At 72.6% G+C, this 19,627-nt stretch carries 11 protein-coding genes; 10 read left to right on the plus strand and 1 reads right to left on the minus strand.

Annotated elements, in window-relative coordinates; translation table 11 throughout:
- Nucleotides 1-12 precede the first annotated feature (12 nt).
- Nucleotides 13-828: a DUF3105 domain-containing protein gene (locus SNR22_RS16835; protein WP_320067528.1), complete on the minus strand. Its 816-nt coding sequence runs from the start codon at nucleotides 826-828 to the stop codon at nucleotides 13-15.
- A gap of 100 nt (nucleotides 829-928) precedes the next feature.
- On the opposite strand from SNR22_RS16835, the gene argS reads away from it, so the two are divergent.
- The 10 genes from argS (at nucleotide 929) to SNR22_RS16885 (ending at nucleotide 19,350) form a co-directional block, all read left to right on the plus strand.
- Complete coding sequence (gene argS / locus SNR22_RS16840; protein WP_320067529.1) at nucleotides 929-2,593, plus strand: arginine--tRNA ligase; 1,665 nt, start codon at nucleotides 929-931, stop codon at nucleotides 2,591-2,593.
- 1 nt (nucleotide 2,594) lies between these two features.
- Entirely contained in the window at nucleotides 2,595-3,980 is a 1,386-nt protein-coding gene (gene lysA, locus SNR22_RS16845) for a diaminopimelate decarboxylase (protein WP_320067530.1), read from the plus strand.
- A gap of 8 nt (nucleotides 3,981-3,988) precedes the next feature.
- Complete coding sequence (locus SNR22_RS16850) at nucleotides 3,989-5,302, plus strand: homoserine dehydrogenase (protein WP_320067682.1); 1,314 nt, start codon at nucleotides 3,989-3,991, stop codon at nucleotides 5,300-5,302.
- 127 nt (nucleotides 5,303-5,429) lie between these two features.
- Nucleotides 5,430-6,479 carry a threonine synthase gene (gene thrC / locus SNR22_RS16855; protein ID WP_320067531.1) on the plus strand — a complete coding sequence of 350 codons (1,050 nt, stop codon included), beginning with the start codon at nucleotides 5,430-5,432 and terminating at the stop codon, nucleotides 6,477-6,479.
- 157 nt (nucleotides 6,480-6,636) lie between these two features.
- A complete protein-coding gene (locus tag SNR22_RS16860) occupies nucleotides 6,637-9,903 on the plus strand; it encodes an efflux RND transporter permease subunit (protein ID WP_320067532.1) in 3,267 nt (1,088 codons plus the stop codon).
- A gap of 124 nt (nucleotides 9,904-10,027) precedes the next feature.
- Nucleotides 10,028-10,846, plus strand: coding sequence for a polysaccharide deacetylase family protein (locus tag SNR22_RS16865; protein ID WP_320067533.1), 819 nt, complete (start codon nucleotides 10,028-10,030; stop codon nucleotides 10,844-10,846).
- Between the two features lie 11 nt (nucleotides 10,847-10,857).
- On the plus strand, nucleotides 10,858-12,099 hold the full coding sequence (locus SNR22_RS16870) for an MFS transporter (RefSeq protein ID WP_320067534.1): 1,242 nt from the start codon (nucleotides 10,858-10,860) through the stop codon (nucleotides 12,097-12,099).
- 175 nt (nucleotides 12,100-12,274) lie between these two features.
- Complete coding sequence (gene thrB, locus SNR22_RS16875; protein WP_320067535.1) at nucleotides 12,275-13,219, plus strand: homoserine kinase; 945 nt, start codon at nucleotides 12,275-12,277, stop codon at nucleotides 13,217-13,219.
- Nucleotides 13,220-13,521: 302 nt separating this feature from the next.
- Nucleotides 13,522-15,726 (plus strand): transcription termination factor Rho, encoded by a 2,205-nt coding sequence (gene rho, locus SNR22_RS16880; RefSeq protein WP_320067536.1) that lies wholly within the window; start codon nucleotides 13,522-13,524, stop codon nucleotides 15,724-15,726.
- Nucleotides 15,727-15,867: 141 nt separating this feature from the next.
- Nucleotides 15,868-19,350, plus strand: a complete 3,483-nt coding sequence (locus SNR22_RS16885) for a phosphodiester glycosidase family protein (protein WP_320067537.1) — start codon at nucleotides 15,868-15,870, stop codon at nucleotides 19,348-19,350.
- Nucleotides 19,351-19,627: the final 277 nt, after the last annotated feature.

Consider the following 19,627-nt stretch of genomic DNA (forward strand, 5'->3'; position numbering starts at 1 on the left):
TCAGTGTCGGGATTACTGGGTGGGCATCGGCTCGCCGTCACGTGGCGTGGTGCCGGTGGCCGTGATGCCCGGCTGCCCGCAGTTGGCGGTCGGGCCCTCGATCGAGGCGTTCACCCGTAGCGCCTTGATGAACTCGTCGATCCGGCTGTCGTCGGCCTTGTCGACCTTGAGCTGATATCCCCAGGCCTGCAGCGAGACCGGCTTGTCCAGCCCCTCGTACGGGCTGATCAGCAGCTTCTCCTGGCCCGCGACCTTGCTCTTGAGCGTCGCCACCTGGTCGGCCGGCAGGTCCGAGCGGTAGGTGATCCACACCGCGCCGTGCTCCAGGCTGTGCACCGCGTGCTCGTTGGCGATCGGGGCGTCGTAGACGTCGCCCATGCAGTTCTGCCAGGTGGCGTTGTGCGGGCCGGCCACCGGCGGGGACTGCACGTACTTGATCGAGCCCGCCTGGTGGTTGCTGCCCTTTACCAGCTCTGGGTCCTTGTCGCGGAAGTTGACGATGCCGTCGATGTCGGCGGCCCGCTTCTCCCATGGCTTCGAGCCCTGGAAGGTCGCCCAGGCGCCGAAGCCGATGATCGCGACGGCGAGGACGCCGACCGCGGTGAACAGCGCGATCGGCCCCCAGGCCCGGCCCTGGCTGACCTTCACCGGGGAGATCGGTTTGCGGGGGCCCTTGCCCTTGCCGCCAGCCGAAGGACGTGGGCTGTCGCCCGTCGACCTGGCGGTCCCGGCCTTGGCGTCGGACGCAGGCCGGCCCGCCGCCGGCTTCTTGCCGGTGGTGACCACGGTCGGACGGCGCTCTGGGCCGCCCGGGGTGCTGATGCTCATCGTGCCTCGTCAGGTCGGTCGGTCAGGGTGGGTGGCGGGTCGAATTTCACGCGCAGGGTCGCCGCCGAGTGCCCGAGTCTACCCCCGATAACATGGATCAGTGACTCCCGCAGAACTGGCCGAGGTCGTCCTCTCCGCAGCCCACGCCGTCTTCGTCGATCGTGACCTGGACCGCTCCGCGCTCCCGGAGCGCACTGCCGTCGAGCGACCACGCAATCCCGAGCACGGCGACTACGCCTCGACGCTCGCCCTCCAGCTCAGCAAGAAGGTGGGCGTGCCCCCGCGGGAGCTGGCCGCCGCGCTGGCCGGGCAGCTCGGTCAGGCCCCCGGGGTCAAGTCGGTGGAGGTCCTCGGGCCGGGCTTCCTCAACATCCGCCTCGATGCCGCCGCCGCCGCCCAGCTCGCCCGGTCGATCGTCGAGGCCGGCCCGGCATACGGGCGGAGCGAGACCCTCGCCGGTCAGAAGATCAACCTGGAGTTCGTCTCGGCGAACCCGACCGGCCCGGTGCACATCGGCGGGGTCCGCTGGGCCGCCGTCGGCGACGCGCTCAGCCGGCTGCTGCGCGCCACCGGCGCCGAGGTCGGCACGGAGTACTACTTCAACGACGCCGGCTCCCAGATCGACCGGTTCGCCCGCTCGCTGCTCGCCGCCGCCAAGGGCGAGCCCGCCCCGGAGAACGGCTACGGCGGCGCGTACATCGCCGAGATCGCCACCGAGGTCCGTACCCGCCGGCCCGACGTGCTGGAGCTGGACGACGACGCCGCCCAGGAGGTGTTCCGGGTCGAGGGCGTGCAGCTGATGTTCACCGAGATCAGGTCGTCGCTGCGCGACTTCGGGGTGGAGTTCGACACCTATTTCAACGAGAAGGACCTGCACGACCGGGGCGAGCTGGACCAGGCGCTGACCCGGCTGCGCGAGCAGGGGCACGTCTTCGAGACCAACGGGGCCGTCTGGCTGCGCACCACGGACTTCGGCGACGACAAGGACCGGGTGCTGCGCAAGTCCAACGGCGAATGGACGTACTTCGCCGCCGACTGCGCGTACTACCTGGACAAGCGCGAGCGCGGCTTCGACCGCGTGGTGATCATGCTGGGCGCCGACCACCACGGCTACCTCGGCCGGATGCGGGCAATGGCCGCCTGCTTCGGCGACGACCCCGCCGTCACCCTGGAGATTCTTATCGGCCAGCTGGTCAACCTGGTCCGCGACGGCGCTCCGATGCGGATGAGCAAGCGGGCCGGCACGGTGGTCACGCTGGAGGACCTGGTCGACGCGATCGGCGTGGACGCCGCCCGGTATGCGCTGGCCCGCTACTCCAGCGACTCGCCGATCGACATCGACGTGGAGCTGTGGACGCGGGCCACCCGGGACAACCCGGTCTACTACGTGCAGTACGTGGCGGCCCGCACGGCCAGCGTGGCCCGCAACGCCGCCGAGGTGGGGCTGACCCGGGGCGACGCCGACGCGTTCCGTCCGGAGTTGCTGGCCCACGACAAGGAGAACGAGCTACTCAAGGCGCTCGCCGAGTTCCCCGCCGTGGTGGCCTCCGCCGCCGAGCTGCGCGAGCCGCACCGGGTGGCCCGGTACCTGGAGGAGCTGTCTGGGGCGTACCACCGGTTCTACGACAACTGTCGGATCCTGCCGCGCGGCGACGAGGAGGTCACCGACCTGCACCGGGCCCGGCTCTGGCTCAACGACGCCACCCGCACGGTGATCGCCAACGGCCTGCGTCTGCTCGGCGTCTCCGCCCCCGAGAGGATGTGACATGCGGGCTCACGAGGCCGGTGCGCTGCACGGTGACATCGGCAACCGGCGGCCGGCCTGGCTGCGTCCCCCGGTCGACGTCAACTCCCTGGTGCCGCAGCTCTGGCCGCGTACCGTGACCCGGGCCGCCGACGGCGCGCTCGCCGTCGGTGGGCTCGGCGTCCGCGACATCGCGGCCGAGTTCGGGACCCCGGTGTACGTCCTCGACGCCGACGACCTGCGGTCGCGCTGCCGGGATTTCCGGGCCGCCTTTCCCGACGCCGACATCTACTACGCCGGCAAGGCGTTCCTCTGCCGCGCGGTGGTGCGGATTATCGCCGAGGAGGGCCTGTACCTCGACATCTGCACCGGCGGCGAGTTGGCCACCGCGCTCTCCGCCGGGATGCCCCCGGAGCGGATGGGCTTCCACGGCAACAACAAGTCGGTGGCCGAGCTGACCCGGGCCCTGGACGCCGGCGTGGGGCGGATCATCCTCGACTCGTTCACCGAGATCGACCGGCTCACCGCCCTGGCCCGCGAGCGGGACGTCCGGCCCCGGGTGCTGATCCGGGTCACCGTCGGCGTGGAGGCACACACCCACGAGTTCATCGCCACCGCCCACGAGGACCAGAAGTTCGGTTTCTCTCTCGCGGGCGGGGCCGCCGCGGCAGCCGCCTTCAAGGTCATCGACGAGGGCGTGCTCGACCTGCGGGGGCTGCACTCACACATCGGCTCGCAGATCTTCGACGCCAACGGCTTCGAGGTCTCCGCCCGGCGGGTGCTCGCCCTCCAGGCGCAGATCCGCGACGCCCGCGGGGTCGAGCTGCCCGAGCTGGACCTCGGCGGCGGGTTCGGCATCGCGTACACCACCCAGGACGACCCGGCCACCCCGGACGAGCTGGCCAAGCGGCTGCGCAAGATCGTCGACGGCGAGTGCGCCGCCGAGCGGTTGGCCGTGCCGCACCTCTCCATCGAGCCGGGCCGGGCGATCGTCGGCCCCGCCGTGTTCACGCTCTACGAGGTCGGGACCGTCAAGGACGTCGACGGGATCCGCAGCTACGTGAGCGTCGACGGGGGGATGAGCGACAACATCCGCACCGCCCTCTACGACGCGTCGTACTCGGCGACGTTGGCCTCCCGGGCCTCGACCGCGCAGCCGCTGCTCGCCCGCGTGGTGGGAAAGCATTGTGAGTCCGGGGACGTCGTGGTGAAGGATGAATTCCTGCCCGCCGACGTACAGCCCGGAGATCTTGTCGCGGTGCCCGGCACCGGCGCCTACTGCCGGAGCATGGCCAGCAACTACAACCACGTGCCCCGGCCCCCGGTGGTCGCGGTGTGCGACGGTCGGGCCCGCCTGATCGTCCGGCGGGAGACGGAAGAAGACCTGCTCGCATTGGATGTCGGATGAGCTCACCTGTGCGCTTGGCGTTACTCGGCTGCGGAACGGTCGGCAGCGAGGTGGTACGGCTGCTGCACGAGCAGTCGGCCGACCTCGCCGCCCGGATCGGTGCCCCCCTGGAGATCGTCGGGATCGCTGTCCGCCGGCTCGGCCGGGACCGCGGCGGCCTGCCGGTCGACGCGGCGCTGTTCACCACCGACGCGCTCAGCCTGATCAAGCGCGACGACGTCGACGTGGTGATCGAGGTGGTCGGCGGGATCGAGCCGGCCCGGGGCTGGCTGGTGGAGGCACTGCGGTCCGGCAAGAGCGTGGTTACCGCCAACAAGGCGCTGCTCGCCGAGGACGGCGCGGCCCTGCACGATGCGGCAGCCGAGGGCAACGCCGACCTCTACTACGAGGCGGCGGTGGCCGGTGCCATCCCGCTGCTGCGCCCGCTGCGCGAGTCGCTGCACGGCGACCGGGTCAACCGGGTCACCGGCATCGTCAACGGCACCACCAACTTCATCCTCTCGGCGATGGACGCCACCGGCGCAGGCTTCGCCGAGGCGCTGGAAGAGGCCACCGAGCTGGGCTACGCGGAGGCCGACCCGACGGCCGACGTGGAGGGCTTCGACGCCGCCGCCAAGGCGGCCATCCTGGCCTCGTTGGCGTTCCACACCCGGGTCACCGCCGCCGACGTGCACCGCGAGGGGATCACCGAGGTGACCGCCGCCGACGTGGCCAGCGCCAAGGCGATGGGCTGCACGATCAAGCTGCTCTGCATCGCCGCCCGGGGCCGGGACGCCGCAGGCCGGGAGACGGTCAGCGTCCGGGTGCACCCGGCGATGATCCCGTTGGCCCACCCGCTGGCCGGCGTCGGCGACGCGTTCAACGCGGTCTTCGTCGAGGCCGAGGCGGCCGGGCAGCTGATGTTCTACGGCCGGGGCGCGGGCGGCGCGCCGACGGCCAGCGCCGTGCTCGGCGACGTGGTGGCGGTGGCCCGCAACCGCCTCGCCGGGGTGCGTGCGGCCAGCGAGTCGGCGTACGCGGACCTGGCGGTGCGGCCGATGGGGGAGGCGCTGACGCGCTACCACATCAGCCTCGACGTGGCCGACCGTCCCGGTGTGCTGGCGTCGGTGGCCGGGGTGTTCGCCGCCCACGACGTGTCGATCGCGACCGTCCGGCAGGGGTCGGCGGGCGCCGGACGGGTCGGCTCCGGCGTCGACGCCGAGCTGGTCATCGTCACCCACGTGGCATCCGACGCCGCGCTCGCGGCCACCGTCGAGGAGCTGCGTGGGCTGGACACCGTCCGGTCGGTGGCGAGCGTGCTGCGGGTGGAGGGCGAGGCCTGAGAAGTTCGCGGGCGGGTTCGCGTCTCGCCTGGTGGTTATGTGTGGGTCCGGCAGGTGCGGGTCGGGGCGGCTGGGCCACGCTGGAGGCGCCCCGGCTCGGCGGGGCGGCAGAGGTGAGGAGAGCGACATGTGGCGGGGCCTGATCGAGACGTACCGGGAGCGGCTTCCGGTCACCGACGCCACCCCCGTCATCACCCTGCACGAGGGCAACACCCCGCTGCTGCCCGCGCCGGTGCTCTCCACCCGGCTCGGCTGTGACGTCTACCTGAAGGTGGAGGGGGCCAACCCGACCGGCTCGTTCAAGGACCGCGGCATGACCCTCGCGGTCTCCAAGGCCGTCGAGCACGGCGACAAGGCGATCATCTGCGCCTCGACCGGCAACACCAGCGCCTCCGCCGCCGCGTACGCGGCCCGCGCCGGGATCACCTGCGCGGTGCTGGTGCCGCAGGGCAAGATCGCCCTGGGCAAGCTGGCCCAGGCGCTGGTGCACGGCGCGAAGCTGCTTCAGGTCACCGGCAACTTCGACGACTGCCTCGCGCTGGCTGCCAAGCTCGCCCAGGACTTCCCGGTCGCGCTGGTCAACTCGGTCAACCCCGACCGGCTGCAGGGGCAGAAGACCGCCGCGTTCGAGATCGTCGAGGCGCTCGGCGACGCGCCCGACATCCACTGCCTGCCGGTCGGCAACGCCGGCAACATCTCCGCGTACTGGATGGGGTACTCGGAGGACCTGCGCGACGGCAACGCCACGAAGGCACCGAAGATGTACGGCTTCCAGGCCGCCGGGGCGGCGCCGATCGTCAACGGCCAGGTGGTGCGCGAGCCGTCGACCATCGCCACCGCGATCCGGATCGGCAACCCGGCGAGCTGGACCAAGGCCGTCGACGCCCGGGACGCCTCGGGCGGGCTGATCGCCGCCGTCACCGACCGGGAGATCCTGGCCGCATACCGGCTGCTCGCCCGCGAGGTGGGTGTCTTCGTCGAGCTGGGCAGCGCGGCCAGCGTCGCCGGGCTGCTCCAGCAGGCCGCCGCCGGCAAGGTCCCGACCGGCTCCACGGTGGTCTGCACGGTCACCGGTCACGGCCTCAAGGACCCGGAGTGGGCCATCTCCACCGCCCCCGTCCCGATCACCATCGCCAACGACCCGCTCGCCGCAGCCCGCTCCCTCGACCTGGCCTGACCGTTAGCGGTCCCGGCGCGGCCTGACCGGGGCGGGCCGTTAGCGGTCCCGACGCGGCCGGGGTGGGGCGATGCCCGCGTGCCGCATGGATGAGCCGGTGCGGCACACTCTATTCACCGAGCTGTTCTACCTTTCTCTTCAGGAGTGAGCTACGCCGATGTCGCTGCTTGCCAGATTCAGCCTCGCCAACCGGGGGCTGGTCGCCCTCATCGCGGTGGTCACGACGCTGTTCGGTCTGTTCGCTGTGCCGTCGTTGAAGCAGCAACTCCTGCCGTCGTTGGAGTTCCCCGGCGCGTTCGTCATGGCGGTCTACCCCGGCGCCGCGCCCGAGATCGTCGAGTCCCAGGTCACCGAGCCGATCGAGAACAGCCTTCAGGGCATTCCCGGCCTGGAGAAGATCACCTCGACCTCCCGCGAGGGCTCCGCCACCATCCAGGTGCAGTTCGTCTTCGGCAGTGACCTGGACGGCGTGGTCAACAAGATGCAGACCGCGCTGAGCCGGATCGACGCCCAGCTCCCCGAGGGCGTCGACCCGCAGGTCCTCACCGGCACCACCGACGACCTTCCGGCCGTGGTGCTCGCCGCGGCCGGCGGCAGCGGTGACCAGCGGGCGCTGGCCGACAAGCTGCGTGACACCGTCGTGCCGGAGCTGGAGGCGATCGAGGGAATCCGTACCGTCTCGCTGACCGGCACCCGCGACCAGATCGTCACGGTCACCCCGGACCCGGCCAAGCTGGCCGCCGCGAAGCTCGCGCCGACCGCGATCGGCACGGCTCTGAAGACCAACGGCGTCGCCGTCCCGGCCGGCGCGGTCAGCGACGGCTCGCGGGCGCTCACCGTCCAGGTGGGTACGCCGCTCCGCTCCGTCGACGACCTCAAGGGCATCGTGCTCGCCCCGACCGCGCCGAAGGCGGCCCCGGTCCGGCTCGGCGACGTGGCGGCCGTGCAGCAGGAGCTCGCCCCGGCCACCTCGTTCACCCGCACCAACGGCCGGGACAGCCTCGGCATCGCGGTCACCGCGTCCCCGGACGGCAACGCCGTCGAGATCTCCCACGAGATCCGGGACCGGCTCGACGACCTGCGGGCGGCCTCCGGCGCGAACCTGACCGTCGTGTTCGACCAGGCGCCGTTCGTGGAGAAGTCCATCGAGAGCCTCACCACCGAGGGCCTGCTGGGCCTGGTCATGGCGATCCTGGTGATCCTGGTCTTCCTGCTGTCGGTCCGCTCCACCGTTGTCACCGCGGTCTCCATCCCGCTGTCGGTGCTGGTGGCGCTGATCGCGCTCTGGATCGGCGACTACTCGCTCAACCTGCTCACCCTCGGCGCGTTGACCATCGCCGTCGGGCGGGTGGTAGACGACTCGATTGTGGTGTTGGAGAACATCAAACGCCATCTGGAGTACGGCGAGCCGAAGCGGGACGCGATCCTCCTCGCCGTCCGCGAGGTGGCCGGCGCGGTGACCGCGTCGACGCTGACCACGGTGGCTGTCTTCGCCCCGATCGCGTTGGTCGGCGGTTTCGTCGGGCAGCTCTTCGCGCCCTTCGCGATCACCGTGACGGTGGCCCTGCTCGCCTCGCTGCTGGTCTCGCTGACGGTGATCCCGGTGCTGGCCTACTGGTTCCTGAGGCCGAAGCAGGGCGGGACGGACGCCGCCGCCCGCCGGGCCGCTGAGGAGAAGGAACTGCGCAGCCCGTTGCAGCGGGCGTACCTGCCGGCGATCGGGTTCGCCACCCGCAGCCGGAAGACCCGCTGGATCACCCTGGGAATGGGCATGCTGGTGCTGCTCGGCACCTTCGGGCTGTCCAGCGCGTTGAAGACCAACTTCCTGGACGACTCCGGCCAGGACACCCTGAGCGTCAGCCAGCAGCTCCCGGCCGGCACCGGCCTGGCCGCCACCGACGAGGCGGCCCGCCAGGTCGAGGCGGTGCTGGAGCGTACCGAGGGCGTCGAGACGTACCAGGTCACCGCCGGCGGCAGCGACCAGCCCTTCGCGGTGGGGGGCAACAACGCCGCCAGCTTCTCCGTTGGGCTGGACGGGAAAACGGATGTGGCCGAGGTGAAGCGGACGCTGCGCCGGGAGTTCGACGCCCTCGGCGCCTCCGTCGGCGAGCTGAGCTTCGGCTCCGCCCAGGGCGGTGGGTCGACCAACCAGTTGGCGGTCGTCGTCCAGGCGGCCGACCAGGAGGTGCTGGCCCGGGCGGCCGAGCAGGCGCGGGCGGCGATGGCCGGCACGGCTGACGTCGAGGACGTCTCGACCACGCTGTCCGAGCGGGTACCGCGGGTGGACGTGACCGTCGACCGGCTGGCCGCGGCCCGGGTCGGGCTCAGCGAGGCGGCCGTCGGACAGCTCGTGTCCCAGATGTACCGGGGTGTCCCACTGGGACAGGTGACCCTCGACGATGGGCAGCAGGACGTGGTGCTGCGCTCCGGGGCGAAGCCGCCGACGACCGTGGAGGAGCTGCGTGCCCTTCGGGTCGGCCCGGTGAAGCTGGACGACATCGCCGACGTCACCCCGGCGGAGGGCCCGCAGCAGGTGACCCGGATCGACGGTGAGCGCAGCGTCACGGTCACCGGCGCGGCGACCGGTGCGAACCTCGGCGCGACCACCCAGGAGCTCCAGGAGAAGCTGGACGCCATCGATGTGCCAGGGGCGACGATCAGCATCGGCGGCGTCAGCGCCGACCAGGCCGACGCGTTCGCCGACCTGGGGCTGGCTGTGCTGGCCGCCATCGCGATCGTCTTCCTGATCATGGTGGCGACGTTCCGCAGTCTCACCCAGGCGCTGATCCTGCTGATCTCGATCCCGTTCGCGGCGACCGGGGCGATCGGCCTGCTGCTGGCCACCGGCACGTCGCTGGGCGTTCCGGCGCTGATCGGCGTGCTGATGCTCGTCGGCATCGTGGTGACGAACGCGATCGTGCTGCTCGACCTGATCAACCAGTACCGAGCGCGGGGCATGGGGGTCCGGGAGGCGGTGGTCGAGGGCGGCCGGCGCCGGTTGCGACCGATCCTGATGACCGCGATCGCGACGATCTTCGCGCTGCTGCCGATGGCGTTCGGGCTGACCGGGGAGGGCGGCTTCATCTCCAAGCCGCTGGCTGTCGTGGTGATCGGTGGGCTGCTCAGCTCCACCCTGCTCACCCTGATCCTGGTTCCGACGCTCTACACGATGGTGGAGAACACCAAGGAGTCGCTGCGGGCCCGCCGCCGGCAGCGTGCCGGCGGTTCGGGGTCGGAGTCCGACGCCCCGGGCGCGGGCGATGCCCCGGTGACTGACTCCAGGCAGCAGGTGCTCGCGGCCACGCAGCCCGGTGCCGCCGAGGCCCGGCCCGCGCCGTCGGCGGCGCTGGTGGACGGCACCGACCAGTTCGAGGTGCTGCGGCTGCCCAGGAGCCGGCAGTCGCCGCTGCCCCCGACCGAGTAGCCGGGCGCGACCACGACGCGCCCGGGGTCCGTCGCACATCCGACTCGGTATGCTGGGTCAGTAGTCGCATACTTGCGGTGTCGGGTCGCCCTCGGTGGCGATCCGCTCGGGGTGGGAGCGGGTCATGGGGGACGGCGTCGGCCGGTGGGAGCGCCGGGCCGTGCTGCGCCGGGCCGGGCTGCTCGCCGGTGGCGCGGTCCTGGGGGCTGGGGCGGCGGCCGAGAGCACCTGGATCGCCGACCGCAAACTGCCGATAACCGGCGGCCCGGCCAGCGCCACCCTCGGCGCTGACCGTCAACAGGTCGGCGCGGGCGAGCTGTCGGTCGTCTGGGCAGTTCGGACCGGGCAGCGGCTGGTCGCGCTCACCTTCGACGACGGCCCGGGGCCGCAGTGGACGCCGATGGTGCTGGACACCCTCGACCGGTACGCCGTGCCGGCCACGTTCTTCCTGGTGGGGGAGCGGGTCCGCCGGCACGCCGGCATCGTGCGCGGCCGGCTCGGCCGGCACGAGGTGGGCAACCACAGCTGGGCGCACCACGACCTGGCCCGGCGCGACGCCACCGAGGTCCACGACGACCTGCGCCGCACGCACGAGGCGATCGTCGAGGCGGTCGGGGTGGCCCCCCGGTTGCTCCGCCCCCCGTACGGGCACCTCGGTGGCTCGGTGCTGCACGCCGCCGCCCGGCTGGACTACCGGCTCGTACTCTGGTCGTTGCAGATGGTCGAGGGGCAGTTCCCGCACGACCCCGCCGGCCATGCCCGGCGGATCGTGGCGGGGGTGCAGCCCGGCACCATCCTGCTCGCCCACGACGTCGGGCCCGCCAACCGGCTGGTCGCGTTGCGCGGCCTGTCCGCCATGATCACCGGGCTGCAGGACCGGGGCTTCACCTTCGTCACTGTCTCCGATCTGCTGCGCCAGGCGACCGTGCCGCCCGCCGGGTAGGGTTCTCGTTCGTGCCGCCCACCCTCTCGGTCCTGGTTCGCAACCGCAACTTCCGCAACCTATTCCTGGCCGAGCTGGTGGTCTTCGGTGCCGACTGGTTCGTCATGGTCCCGCTGCTGGTGCTGTTGCCGAAGCTGACCGGCAGCGGCGTCTGGGGAGCACTCGTGCTGGCCGTGGACACCGGCGTGGTGGCGCTGCTGCTGCCGTACACCGGGACGATCGCTGACCGGTTCGACCGCAAGAAGATCATGATGGTGGCCAACGTGGCCGCGTTGCTCGGCGTGCTGCTGCTGCTCGGCGTCCGCAGCGCCGAGACGGCGTGGCTGGCGATGGCGGCGATCGCCGTGATGGCGGTGGCGAAGGCGTTCTACTCCCCGGCCGCCCAGGCCGCCCTGCCCAATGTGCTCGACCCGGAGGAGTTGGCCGCCGGAAACGCGGTCGCCGGCTCCGCCTGGGGCACCATGACGGTCGTCGGCGCCTCGCTGGGCGGCGTGCTCAGCGCCGTCGCCGGCCCGTACGCCTGCTTCTGGGTGGCGGCGGTCGCCCTGGCGGTGGCGGCGGGGCTGGCGGCGCTGATCCGCCGCCCCCTTCAGGCCCCCCGAGACGCCGCCATGCCCGCGCAGCGCACCTGGCCGGCGATCCGGGAGGCGCTCGGCTACATCGGCCACCGCCCCCGGGTCCTGGGGCTGGTCACGGTGAAGTCGGCCGTGGGCCTGGGCAACGGCGTGCTCACCGTCTTCCCGTTGCTCGCCGGTGTGTACGGGGTGGGTGCGCTCGGTGCCGGTCTGCTCTTCGCGGTGCGCGGCGCGGGTGCCCTGGTCGGCCCGATCCTGATGCGCCGGGTGCTGACCAACCGGGCCTGGCTGCTGCCCGGCCTGGCCCTGTCGATGTCCCTGTACGGCCTGGCCTACCTGGGAACGTCGGTGGTCGACTGGTTCCCGCTGGTGCTGGTGCTGGTCTTCGTGGCGCACTTCGCCGGCGGGAGCAACTGGGCGATGTCGAACTTCGCCCTCCAGGGCGAAGTGCCGGACCGGCTGCGCGGCCGGGTCTTCGCCACCGACATGATGCTTGCGACGCTCGCCGTCTCGGTCAGTCAGCTCGCGGTCGCCGGGGTGGTCGACCTGGTGGACGAGCGGGTGGTGCTGGCCGGCTGTGGTCTGGTCACGCTGGTCTACGCGATCGGCTGGCGGATCGCCACCCGGCAGCTCTCGCTGACGGAAGAGGCGGTCACGGAGCCGGCCCCGGCTCGCTGACCCGGGTGTCGAGGCGGGCCGGCCCCGCCAGCCGACCGCCCGGATCCCGGGCGGGCATGGCGGAGCGACCAGGCGGCGGGCCGCCGGCCGCTCCGCGCCGCGATGGTGGAGGTGGTCGAATCCCACGGGCCGGGCGGACCGCCGCCGGGGCGACCTGGCGGCCTAGCATGAGCGCGTGCCGACGACATTCGTGTCCGGGCCGGTGAAGGTCCGGGTCCCCGCCACCAGCGCCAATCTCGGGCCGGGATTCGATGCGCTGGGGCTGGCGCTCAGCCTGTACGACGACGTGTCCGCCGAGGTGGTGCCCGACGGCGTCCGGGTGACGGTGACCGGGCAGGGCGCGGGCGAGTTGCCCGACGACGACGCCCACCTCGTCGCCCGGGCGATGCGGGTCACCTTCGACGCGCTGGGCGGCCAGCCGCCGGGCCTCGCCGTGGAGTGCGTCAACCGGATCCCCCAGGCCCGCGGGCTGGGCTCCTCGTCGGCCGCGATCGTGGCCGGCGTGCAGTTGGCCCGGGCGCTCGTCGTCGACGGCGCGGCCCGGCTGGACGACGCGGGGGCGCTGCGCCTGGCGGCGGAGATCGAGGGTCACCCGGACAACGTCGCCCCCTGCCTGCTCGGTGGCTTCACGATCGCCTGGACGGAGCCGTCGGGCGCCCACGCGGTCTCGCTGGCTGTCGACGACCGGGTGTGCCCGACGGTCTTCGTGCCCGAGGAGCGCGGCCTGACCGCAGTGGCCCGGGCCGCGCTGCCCGGGGTCGTCCCGCACGGCGACGCCGCCCTGACCGCCGGCCGGGCGGCGCTGCTGGTGCATGCCCTGACCGCCGAGCCGGCGCTGCTGGTGCCCGCCACGGTCGACCGGCTGCACCAGGACTACCGGGCCGGGGGGATGCCGAGGACGTCTGCCCTGGTCAGTGCGCTTCGTGCGGCCGGTGTGGCGGCCGTGGTCAGTGGGGCCGGCCCGACGGTGCTGGCGCTGAGCGAGCCCCCGGCGAGCTTCTCGGCGGGAACAGGTTGGCAGAGCTGGCGGTTGGGTATAGACGTGCACGGAGCGCGGTCCGCACGGGGTACACTTGGACACGCCGAGCGGGACCCTGTTGCCGCAGGTCGGAAGAGTTGATTACGCTCTAGACTCAGCACAGCCGCGAAGCACGCGATTTCCCTGCGGGTCGGCGCACCCCCGAAGCTTTCGGCGGTCAGCCCGTCACCCCTGCTCAAGGCCCCGCCGCCCCGCCGCCCCGCAGTTTCCGCAGGTCGCCGCAGACGGCGAGACCTGCTCACCGATGTTGGTGAGTCGGGAAACCGACCGGCTGCTATGTCACAGTCTCCCGCGACGCGTCATGCGAGGCGGGTGCACCGAGGCCGCCCGGCCACCTGCTTGTCGACTCCGGGCAGTCCCGGCTCATCGAGGGAAGGAATCCATTGAGCGACACCACCGACGTGACGTCGGATGTTTCCAACGTCGCTGGCGATGCCACCGCCGCCGCCCCCGTCCGCCGTCGGCGTAGCGGCACCGGCCTGTCGGCGATGCTGCTGCCGGAGCTCCAGAGCCTGGCCGCGTCGCTCGGCATCTCCGGTACGGCTCGCATGCGTAAGGGCGAGCTGATCAGCGCGATCACCGAGCGGCAGGGCGGCGCCGCCGCCGGAACCCCTCGACCGCGGGCCGAGGTCGCGGCTGCCGCCGCCACCCGTGAGGAGGTGCGCGCGGAGGTTTCCCCGTCCGGCGCGGATCAGAACCGGGTTCCGGCGGAGACCGCCGCTGCCGCGCCGACCGAGGGCCGCACCCGGGCCCGACGCAGCCGGGCCACCGCCACCGCCGTCGCCGAGTCCCGGCCTGTCGAGGCCGAGAACCGGCCGGCCGAGACCCGCACCGAGGAGCCGCCGGCCGTGACCGTTACGACCGAATCCGCCGACCGCGGCGAGGGCCGCCGGGAGCGGAGCGAGGGCCGGGGCGGCCGGGACCAGGTCGAGCGTGCCGAGCGGACCGACCGTGCCGAGCGGACCGACCGTGCCGAGCGGACCGACCGTGCCGAGCGGACCGACCGTGCCGAGCGGACCGACCGGGGCGATCGTGCCGAGCGGACCGACCGTGCCGAGCGGACCGACCGGGGCGATCGTGCCGAGCGGACCGACCGTGCCGAGCGGACCGACCGGACCGACCGTGCCGAGCGGACCGACCGTGCCGAGCGGACCGACCGGACCGACCGTGCCGAGCGCAACGACCGGGGCGATCGTGCCGAGCGGACCGACCGGGGTGATCGTGCCGAGCGCAACGACCGGGGCGATCGTGCCGACCGCAACGACCGGGGCGATCGCAACGACCGGGGTCCGCGCGTCGAGCGGGACAGCGACGACGACGACGAGAGCGGTGGCCGGCGGGGCCGACGCAGCCGCTTCCGGGATCGCCGTCGTGGCGGCCGCGGTGAGCGCGAGGGCGACACCGTTGTCGGTAGTGGCGGCGGTGGCCGCGAGGCGCAGGTGAACGAGGACGACGTCCTCGTTCCGGTCGCCGGCATCATCGACGTGCTCGACAACTACGCCTTCGTCCGGACCACCGGTTACCTTGCCGGCCCGAACGACGTGTACGTCTCGATGTCCCAGATCAAGAAGTACGGCCTGCGTCGCGGTGACGCGATCACCGGCGCCGTACGCACGGCGGCTCCCCGCGACGGCGAGCAGCGGCGGGACAAGTACAACCCACTGGTTCGGCTGGACACCGTCAACGGGATGGAACCGGACGAGGCGAAGCGTCGGCCGGAGTTCTACAAGCTCACTCCGCTGTACCCGCAGGAGCGGCTACGTTTGGAGACGGAGCCGCACATCCTGACGACCCGGGTGATAGACCTGGTGATGCCGATCGGCAAGGGCCAGCGGGCACTGATCGTGTCGCCGCCGAAGGCCGGCAAGACGATGGTGCTCCAGGCGATCGCGAACGCGATCACGCAGAACAACCCGGAGTGTCACCTGATGGTGGTGCTGGTGGACGAGCGGCCCGAAGAGGTCACCGACATGACCCGGTCGGTCAAGGGCGAGGTCATCGCGGCCACGTTCGACCGTCCGCCGCAGGACCACACGACGGTGGCGGAGCTGGCGATCGAGCGGGCGAAGCGGCTGGTCGAGCTGGGACACGACGTCGTCGTGCTGCTCGACTCCGTGACCCGGCTCGGTCGGTCGTACAACCTGGCAGCGCCGGCCTCCGGCCGGATCATGTCGGGTGGTATCGACTCCACCGCGCTCTACCCGCCGAAGCGCTTCCTCGGCGCGGCCCGCAACATCGAGAACGGCGGGTCGTTGACCATCCTCGCCACCGCGCTGGTGGAGACCGGGTCCATGGCGGACACGGTCATCTTCGAGGAGTTCAAGGGCACCGGTAACGCGGAGCTGAAGCTGGACCGGAAGATCGCCGACAAGCGAACCTTCCCGGCCATCGACATCAACCCGTCCGGTACCCGTAAGGAAGAGGTCCTGCTCGCGCCGGAGGAGTTGGTTATCCTCCACAAGCTCCGCAAGGTCCTGCACTCGCTGGACTCGCAGGCGGCGCTGGACCTGCTGCTCGACAAGCTCAAGAAGACCCGCACCAACATCGAGTTCCTGATGCAGATCACGAAGTCCACGCCGGGGGAGTGACCCGGAGGGACTGACGGAAGGGCACGGCCGCTCGCGGCCGTGCCCTTCCGCGTGTCCGGGCCCGGAAGGGGAGTGAAGTTTTCCTTCGGTTCATCCGCCAGGTATTGAAACTTCTATTCAGGTTCGGGTTGACTGGAGCGCATGCGCACCCGCAGTCGATCTGCCCACCTCGCCGGCGTCCTGCTGTTGACGCCGCTGCTCACCCTGACCGGCCCGACGCCGGCCACGGCCGATCCGTTCGCCGGCCACGTCACCGCCGCCGAGGACGCACCCAGGGCGTCGTCCGCACCGGCCGAGCCGGTCGCCCTCGCCGCCGACCCGAGCGCGGCCACCGCGGCCACCCGCGCCGCCTCCGGCGTAGAGCCGGCCGGCGGCCTGGAGACCGCGAAGACCGTCCGGCCGGTCGCCCCCGGCCTCGACCTGACCTCCTTCGACCGGTACGACGCCGACGGTTGGCTGCGCGCCGACGCGCTGACCGCCGACCTCTCCGGCGGGGTCACCGTGGACTACGTCAACTCCGGCGCGGTATCGAAGGCCGAGCCGCTGCGCGGTGCGGTCGACCGGTCCCGGGCCGTCGCCGCCGTCAACGGCGACTTCTTCGACATCAACAACTCCGGCGCCGCCCAGGGAGTCGGCGTGCGCGCTGGTGAACTGGTCCAGTCGCCCGTCGCCGGGCACACCAACGCCGTCGCGATCAGCGCCGACGGCCTCGGCCGGGTGATCCAGGTGAACTTCGACGGCACCGCCACCCTGCCCGGCGGCCCGGTGCCGCTGACCCAGTTCAACAACATGGTGCAGGCGGGCGGGATCGGCCTGTTCACCCCGCTCTGGGGGTCGTACCCCCGGCAGCGGGCGGTCGAGGGGGCGTCTCGCGTCACCGAGGCGACCGTGGTGGAGGGCCGCGTCGCGACGGTGACCACGGCGGCGGGTGACGGCCCGATCCCGGCCGGCACCACCGTGCTGCTCGGCCGGGACGCCGGTGCCGACGCCCTCGCCGGGCTGCGGCCGGGCGACGCGGTGAGCGTGGCCTATCGGCCGAAGCCGTCCGACGGAGGCACCCTGCGCGCGGCGATCGGCGGCAGCAACGTGCTGGTCCGCGACGGGGCGGTGCAGAGCATCGCCGACGCCAGCCTCGCGCCGCGCACCGCGGTCGGCTTCACCGCCGATGGCCGGCGCATGATCATGCTCACCGTGGACGGCCGGCAGGTGGACAGCCGCGGCGTTAGCCAGACCGAGATGGGCCGGATGATGGCTGAGCTCGGCGCGTGGACCGCGCTGAACCTCGACGGCGGCGGCTCGTCGACCCTGCTGGCCCGCCGCCCCGGCGAGGCGAGCGTGCGGGTGGAGAATGCTCCCTCCGACGGCACCGAACGCGCCGTCCCCAACGGCCTGGCCATCTACGCCCCCGAGGGCAGCGGCCGGCTCACCGGCTACTGGCTGCGCACCACCAGCGACCCCACCGCCGCGCCGGGCGTCGCACCGATCCGGGGCGGCCGCCCCGACCGGGTCTTCCCCGGGCTGACCCGCCGGCTCACCGCCACCGGCCACGACGAGACGTACGGCCCGGCGGCCGGCGCACCGACCTGGTGGGCGAACCCCGTCCTCAGCGGGATGGTCAACCGCGACGGTGTCTTCCGGGCCGGCCTGCCCGGCCGCAGCACCGTCACCGCGCGGCGCGGCACCGCCGACGGCACGCTCGAACTCACCGTGCTCGGCCCGCTGGCCCGGATCGACGCCACGACGGACCGGGTGGGGCTGACCGGGGCGGGCGACAGCGCCCTGTCCGGCATCGTCGGCTACGACGCCGAGGGCAACACCGCCCCGATCGAACCCGCCGACCTCAAGCTCGACTACGACCGCACGGTGCTCGACGTCACCCCCACCGAGGACGGCAACCTCGCGGTGAAGGCGATCGCCGAAACCGGATCCGCCCTGGTCACCGTCCGAGTCGGCACCCGCAGCACGGTGCTGCCGGTCACCATCGGGCTCACCGACGTGCCGGTGGCCGGCTTCGACGACGCCGCCGCCTGGAAGTTCAGCCAGGCCCGGGCGAGCGGCTCGGTCGCCCCCGCGCCGGGCCGCACCGGCACCGGCCTGAAGATGTCGTACGACTTCAGCCAGTCCACCGGCACCCGCGCCGCGTACGCCGACCCGCCGGCCTGGATCGAGGTGCCCGGCCAGCCGCAGGCGTTCGGGATGTGGATCAACGGCAGCGGCCGGGGGGAGTGGCCCAGCCTGCACCTGCACGACGCCCAGGACACCCAGCACGTGCTGCGCGGCCCGCTGATCACCTGGACCGGCTGGCGGTACGTCGAGTTCGCCGTCCCGGCCGGCGTGCAGTACCCGGTGCGGGTGCGCCGGTTCTACGTCGCCGAGACCAACGCCGCCGCGCAGTACACCAGCGAGATCGTCATCGATGACCTGGTGGCGAAGGTGCCCCCCACGGTCGACGTGCCGGCCGAGGAACCCCGCACCGACCGGGTGGTGTTGCGCGACGGCACCGTGGACGGGGCACCCTGGCGCTTCGCGGTGATGTCCGACGCCCAGTTCGTCGCCGCAGCCCCGGACAGCGACCTGGTCGCCCAGGCCCGCCGCACGCTGCGCGAGGTTCGGGCGGCGAAGCCGGACTTCCTGGTGATCAACGGGGACTTCGTCGACACCGCGTACCCGGCGGACTTCGCGCTGGCCAAACGGATCCTCGACGAGGAGCTGGGCGGGGTGCTGCCCTACTACTACGTCCCCGGCAACCACGAGATCATGGGCGCGCCGATCGGCAACTTCACCGCCGCCTTCGGGGACACCTCCCGGGTCTTCGACCACGCCGGCACCCGGTTCGTCACGGTGAACACGGCCACCGGATCGCTGCGTGGCGGCGGCTTCGACCAGGTCCGGCTGCTGCGCGACGCCCTGGACCGGGCCGCCGCGGATCCGGCGGTCGGTTCGGTGGCCGTGCTCTTCCACCACCCGCCCCGCGACCCCAGCCCGGCCAAGGCCAGCCAGCTCGGTGACCGGAAGGAAGCAGCGTTGGTCGAGCAGTGGCTCGCCGACTTCCAGCACCGCACCGGCAAGGGCGCGCTCGTCGTCAACGGCCACGTCGGCACCTTCCACGCCGACCGGGTCGACGGCGTGCCGTACGTGATCAACGGCAACTCGGGCAAGAATCCGTCCACCCCGGCGCAGCTCGGCGGCTTCACCGGCTGGACGGAGTTCGGCGTCGACCCGGTCACCCCGGCCGAGGCCGAGCGGGCCCGTCGCGACCCGCTCGCTGAGGGCCCCCGCTGGGTGGACGCCGAGTTCCACGCCCACGTCGACCAACTCGCCCTGACCGCGCCGGAGACGGTGCCGGTCGGCGCCCCGGCTCGGCTCACCGCGACGCTGACCCAGCCGGGCGGCCGAGCCGTGCCGGTGGCCGCCCCGGTGAGCGCGGACTGGTCCGCCTCGCCGAGCGTCCACATCGGGCCGGTGATCGGGCTGAGGCCCTGGCACGTGGCCCGCTTCGACCCGGCCACGGGCGAGCTGACGGCGCTGCGTCCGGGCGCGTCGGTCGTGATCGCGGTGACGGTCAACGGCGTCCGGGCCGAGGCCACCGTTGCCCTCACCCGGGCGGCGGCTCGCGCCGCCTGACGGGCGCGAAGGGCACCTTTTGCGGCATTTTGTATAGCAGGGGCTCCGTGTCAACACCCCGCTGCCCGACGGTGGAATGGGGTGCGGGCGGGGTGGGAATGCGGGAGGGGACCGGCACGTTGACGAAGCCGGACCTGCTGTGCGGCCCGCCTGAGGGGTCGGCTCACGCTCATGGCACACTGGTCAATCGGCCACAGGTTCCGGTTCACGCCTGAGCCCGACGCGCACCACGCGTCGGGGCCGCACGGCGACCCGGCGACCACCCACGAAAGGACCG

This window comes from Micromonospora sp. RTGN7, from assembly GCF_033804645.1.
GTDB lineage: Bacteria > Actinomycetota > Actinomycetes > Mycobacteriales > Micromonosporaceae > Micromonospora.

Bases quoted from the DNA above. Each gene is read 5' to 3' on its own strand.
- SNR22_RS16835 (WP_320067528.1), bottom strand. From the start codon at position 828: ATGAGCATCAGCACCCCGGGCGGCCCAGAGCGCCGTCCGACCGTGGTC.
- lysA (WP_320067530.1), top strand. From the start codon at position 2,595: ATGCGGGCTCACGAGGCCGGTGCGCTGCACGGTGACATCGGCAACCGG.
- thrC (WP_320067531.1), top strand. From the start codon at position 5,430: ATGTGGCGGGGCCTGATCGAGACGTACCGGGAGCGGCTTCCGGTCACC.
- SNR22_RS16860 (WP_320067532.1), top strand. From the start codon at position 6,637: ATGTCGCTGCTTGCCAGATTCAGCCTCGCCAACCGGGGGCTGGTCGCC.
- SNR22_RS16865 (WP_320067533.1), top strand. From the start codon at position 10,028: ATGGGGGACGGCGTCGGCCGGTGGGAGCGCCGGGCCGTGCTGCGCCGG.
- SNR22_RS16885 (WP_320067537.1), top strand. From the start codon at position 15,868: ATGCGCACCCGCAGTCGATCTGCCCACCTCGCCGGCGTCCTGCTGTTG.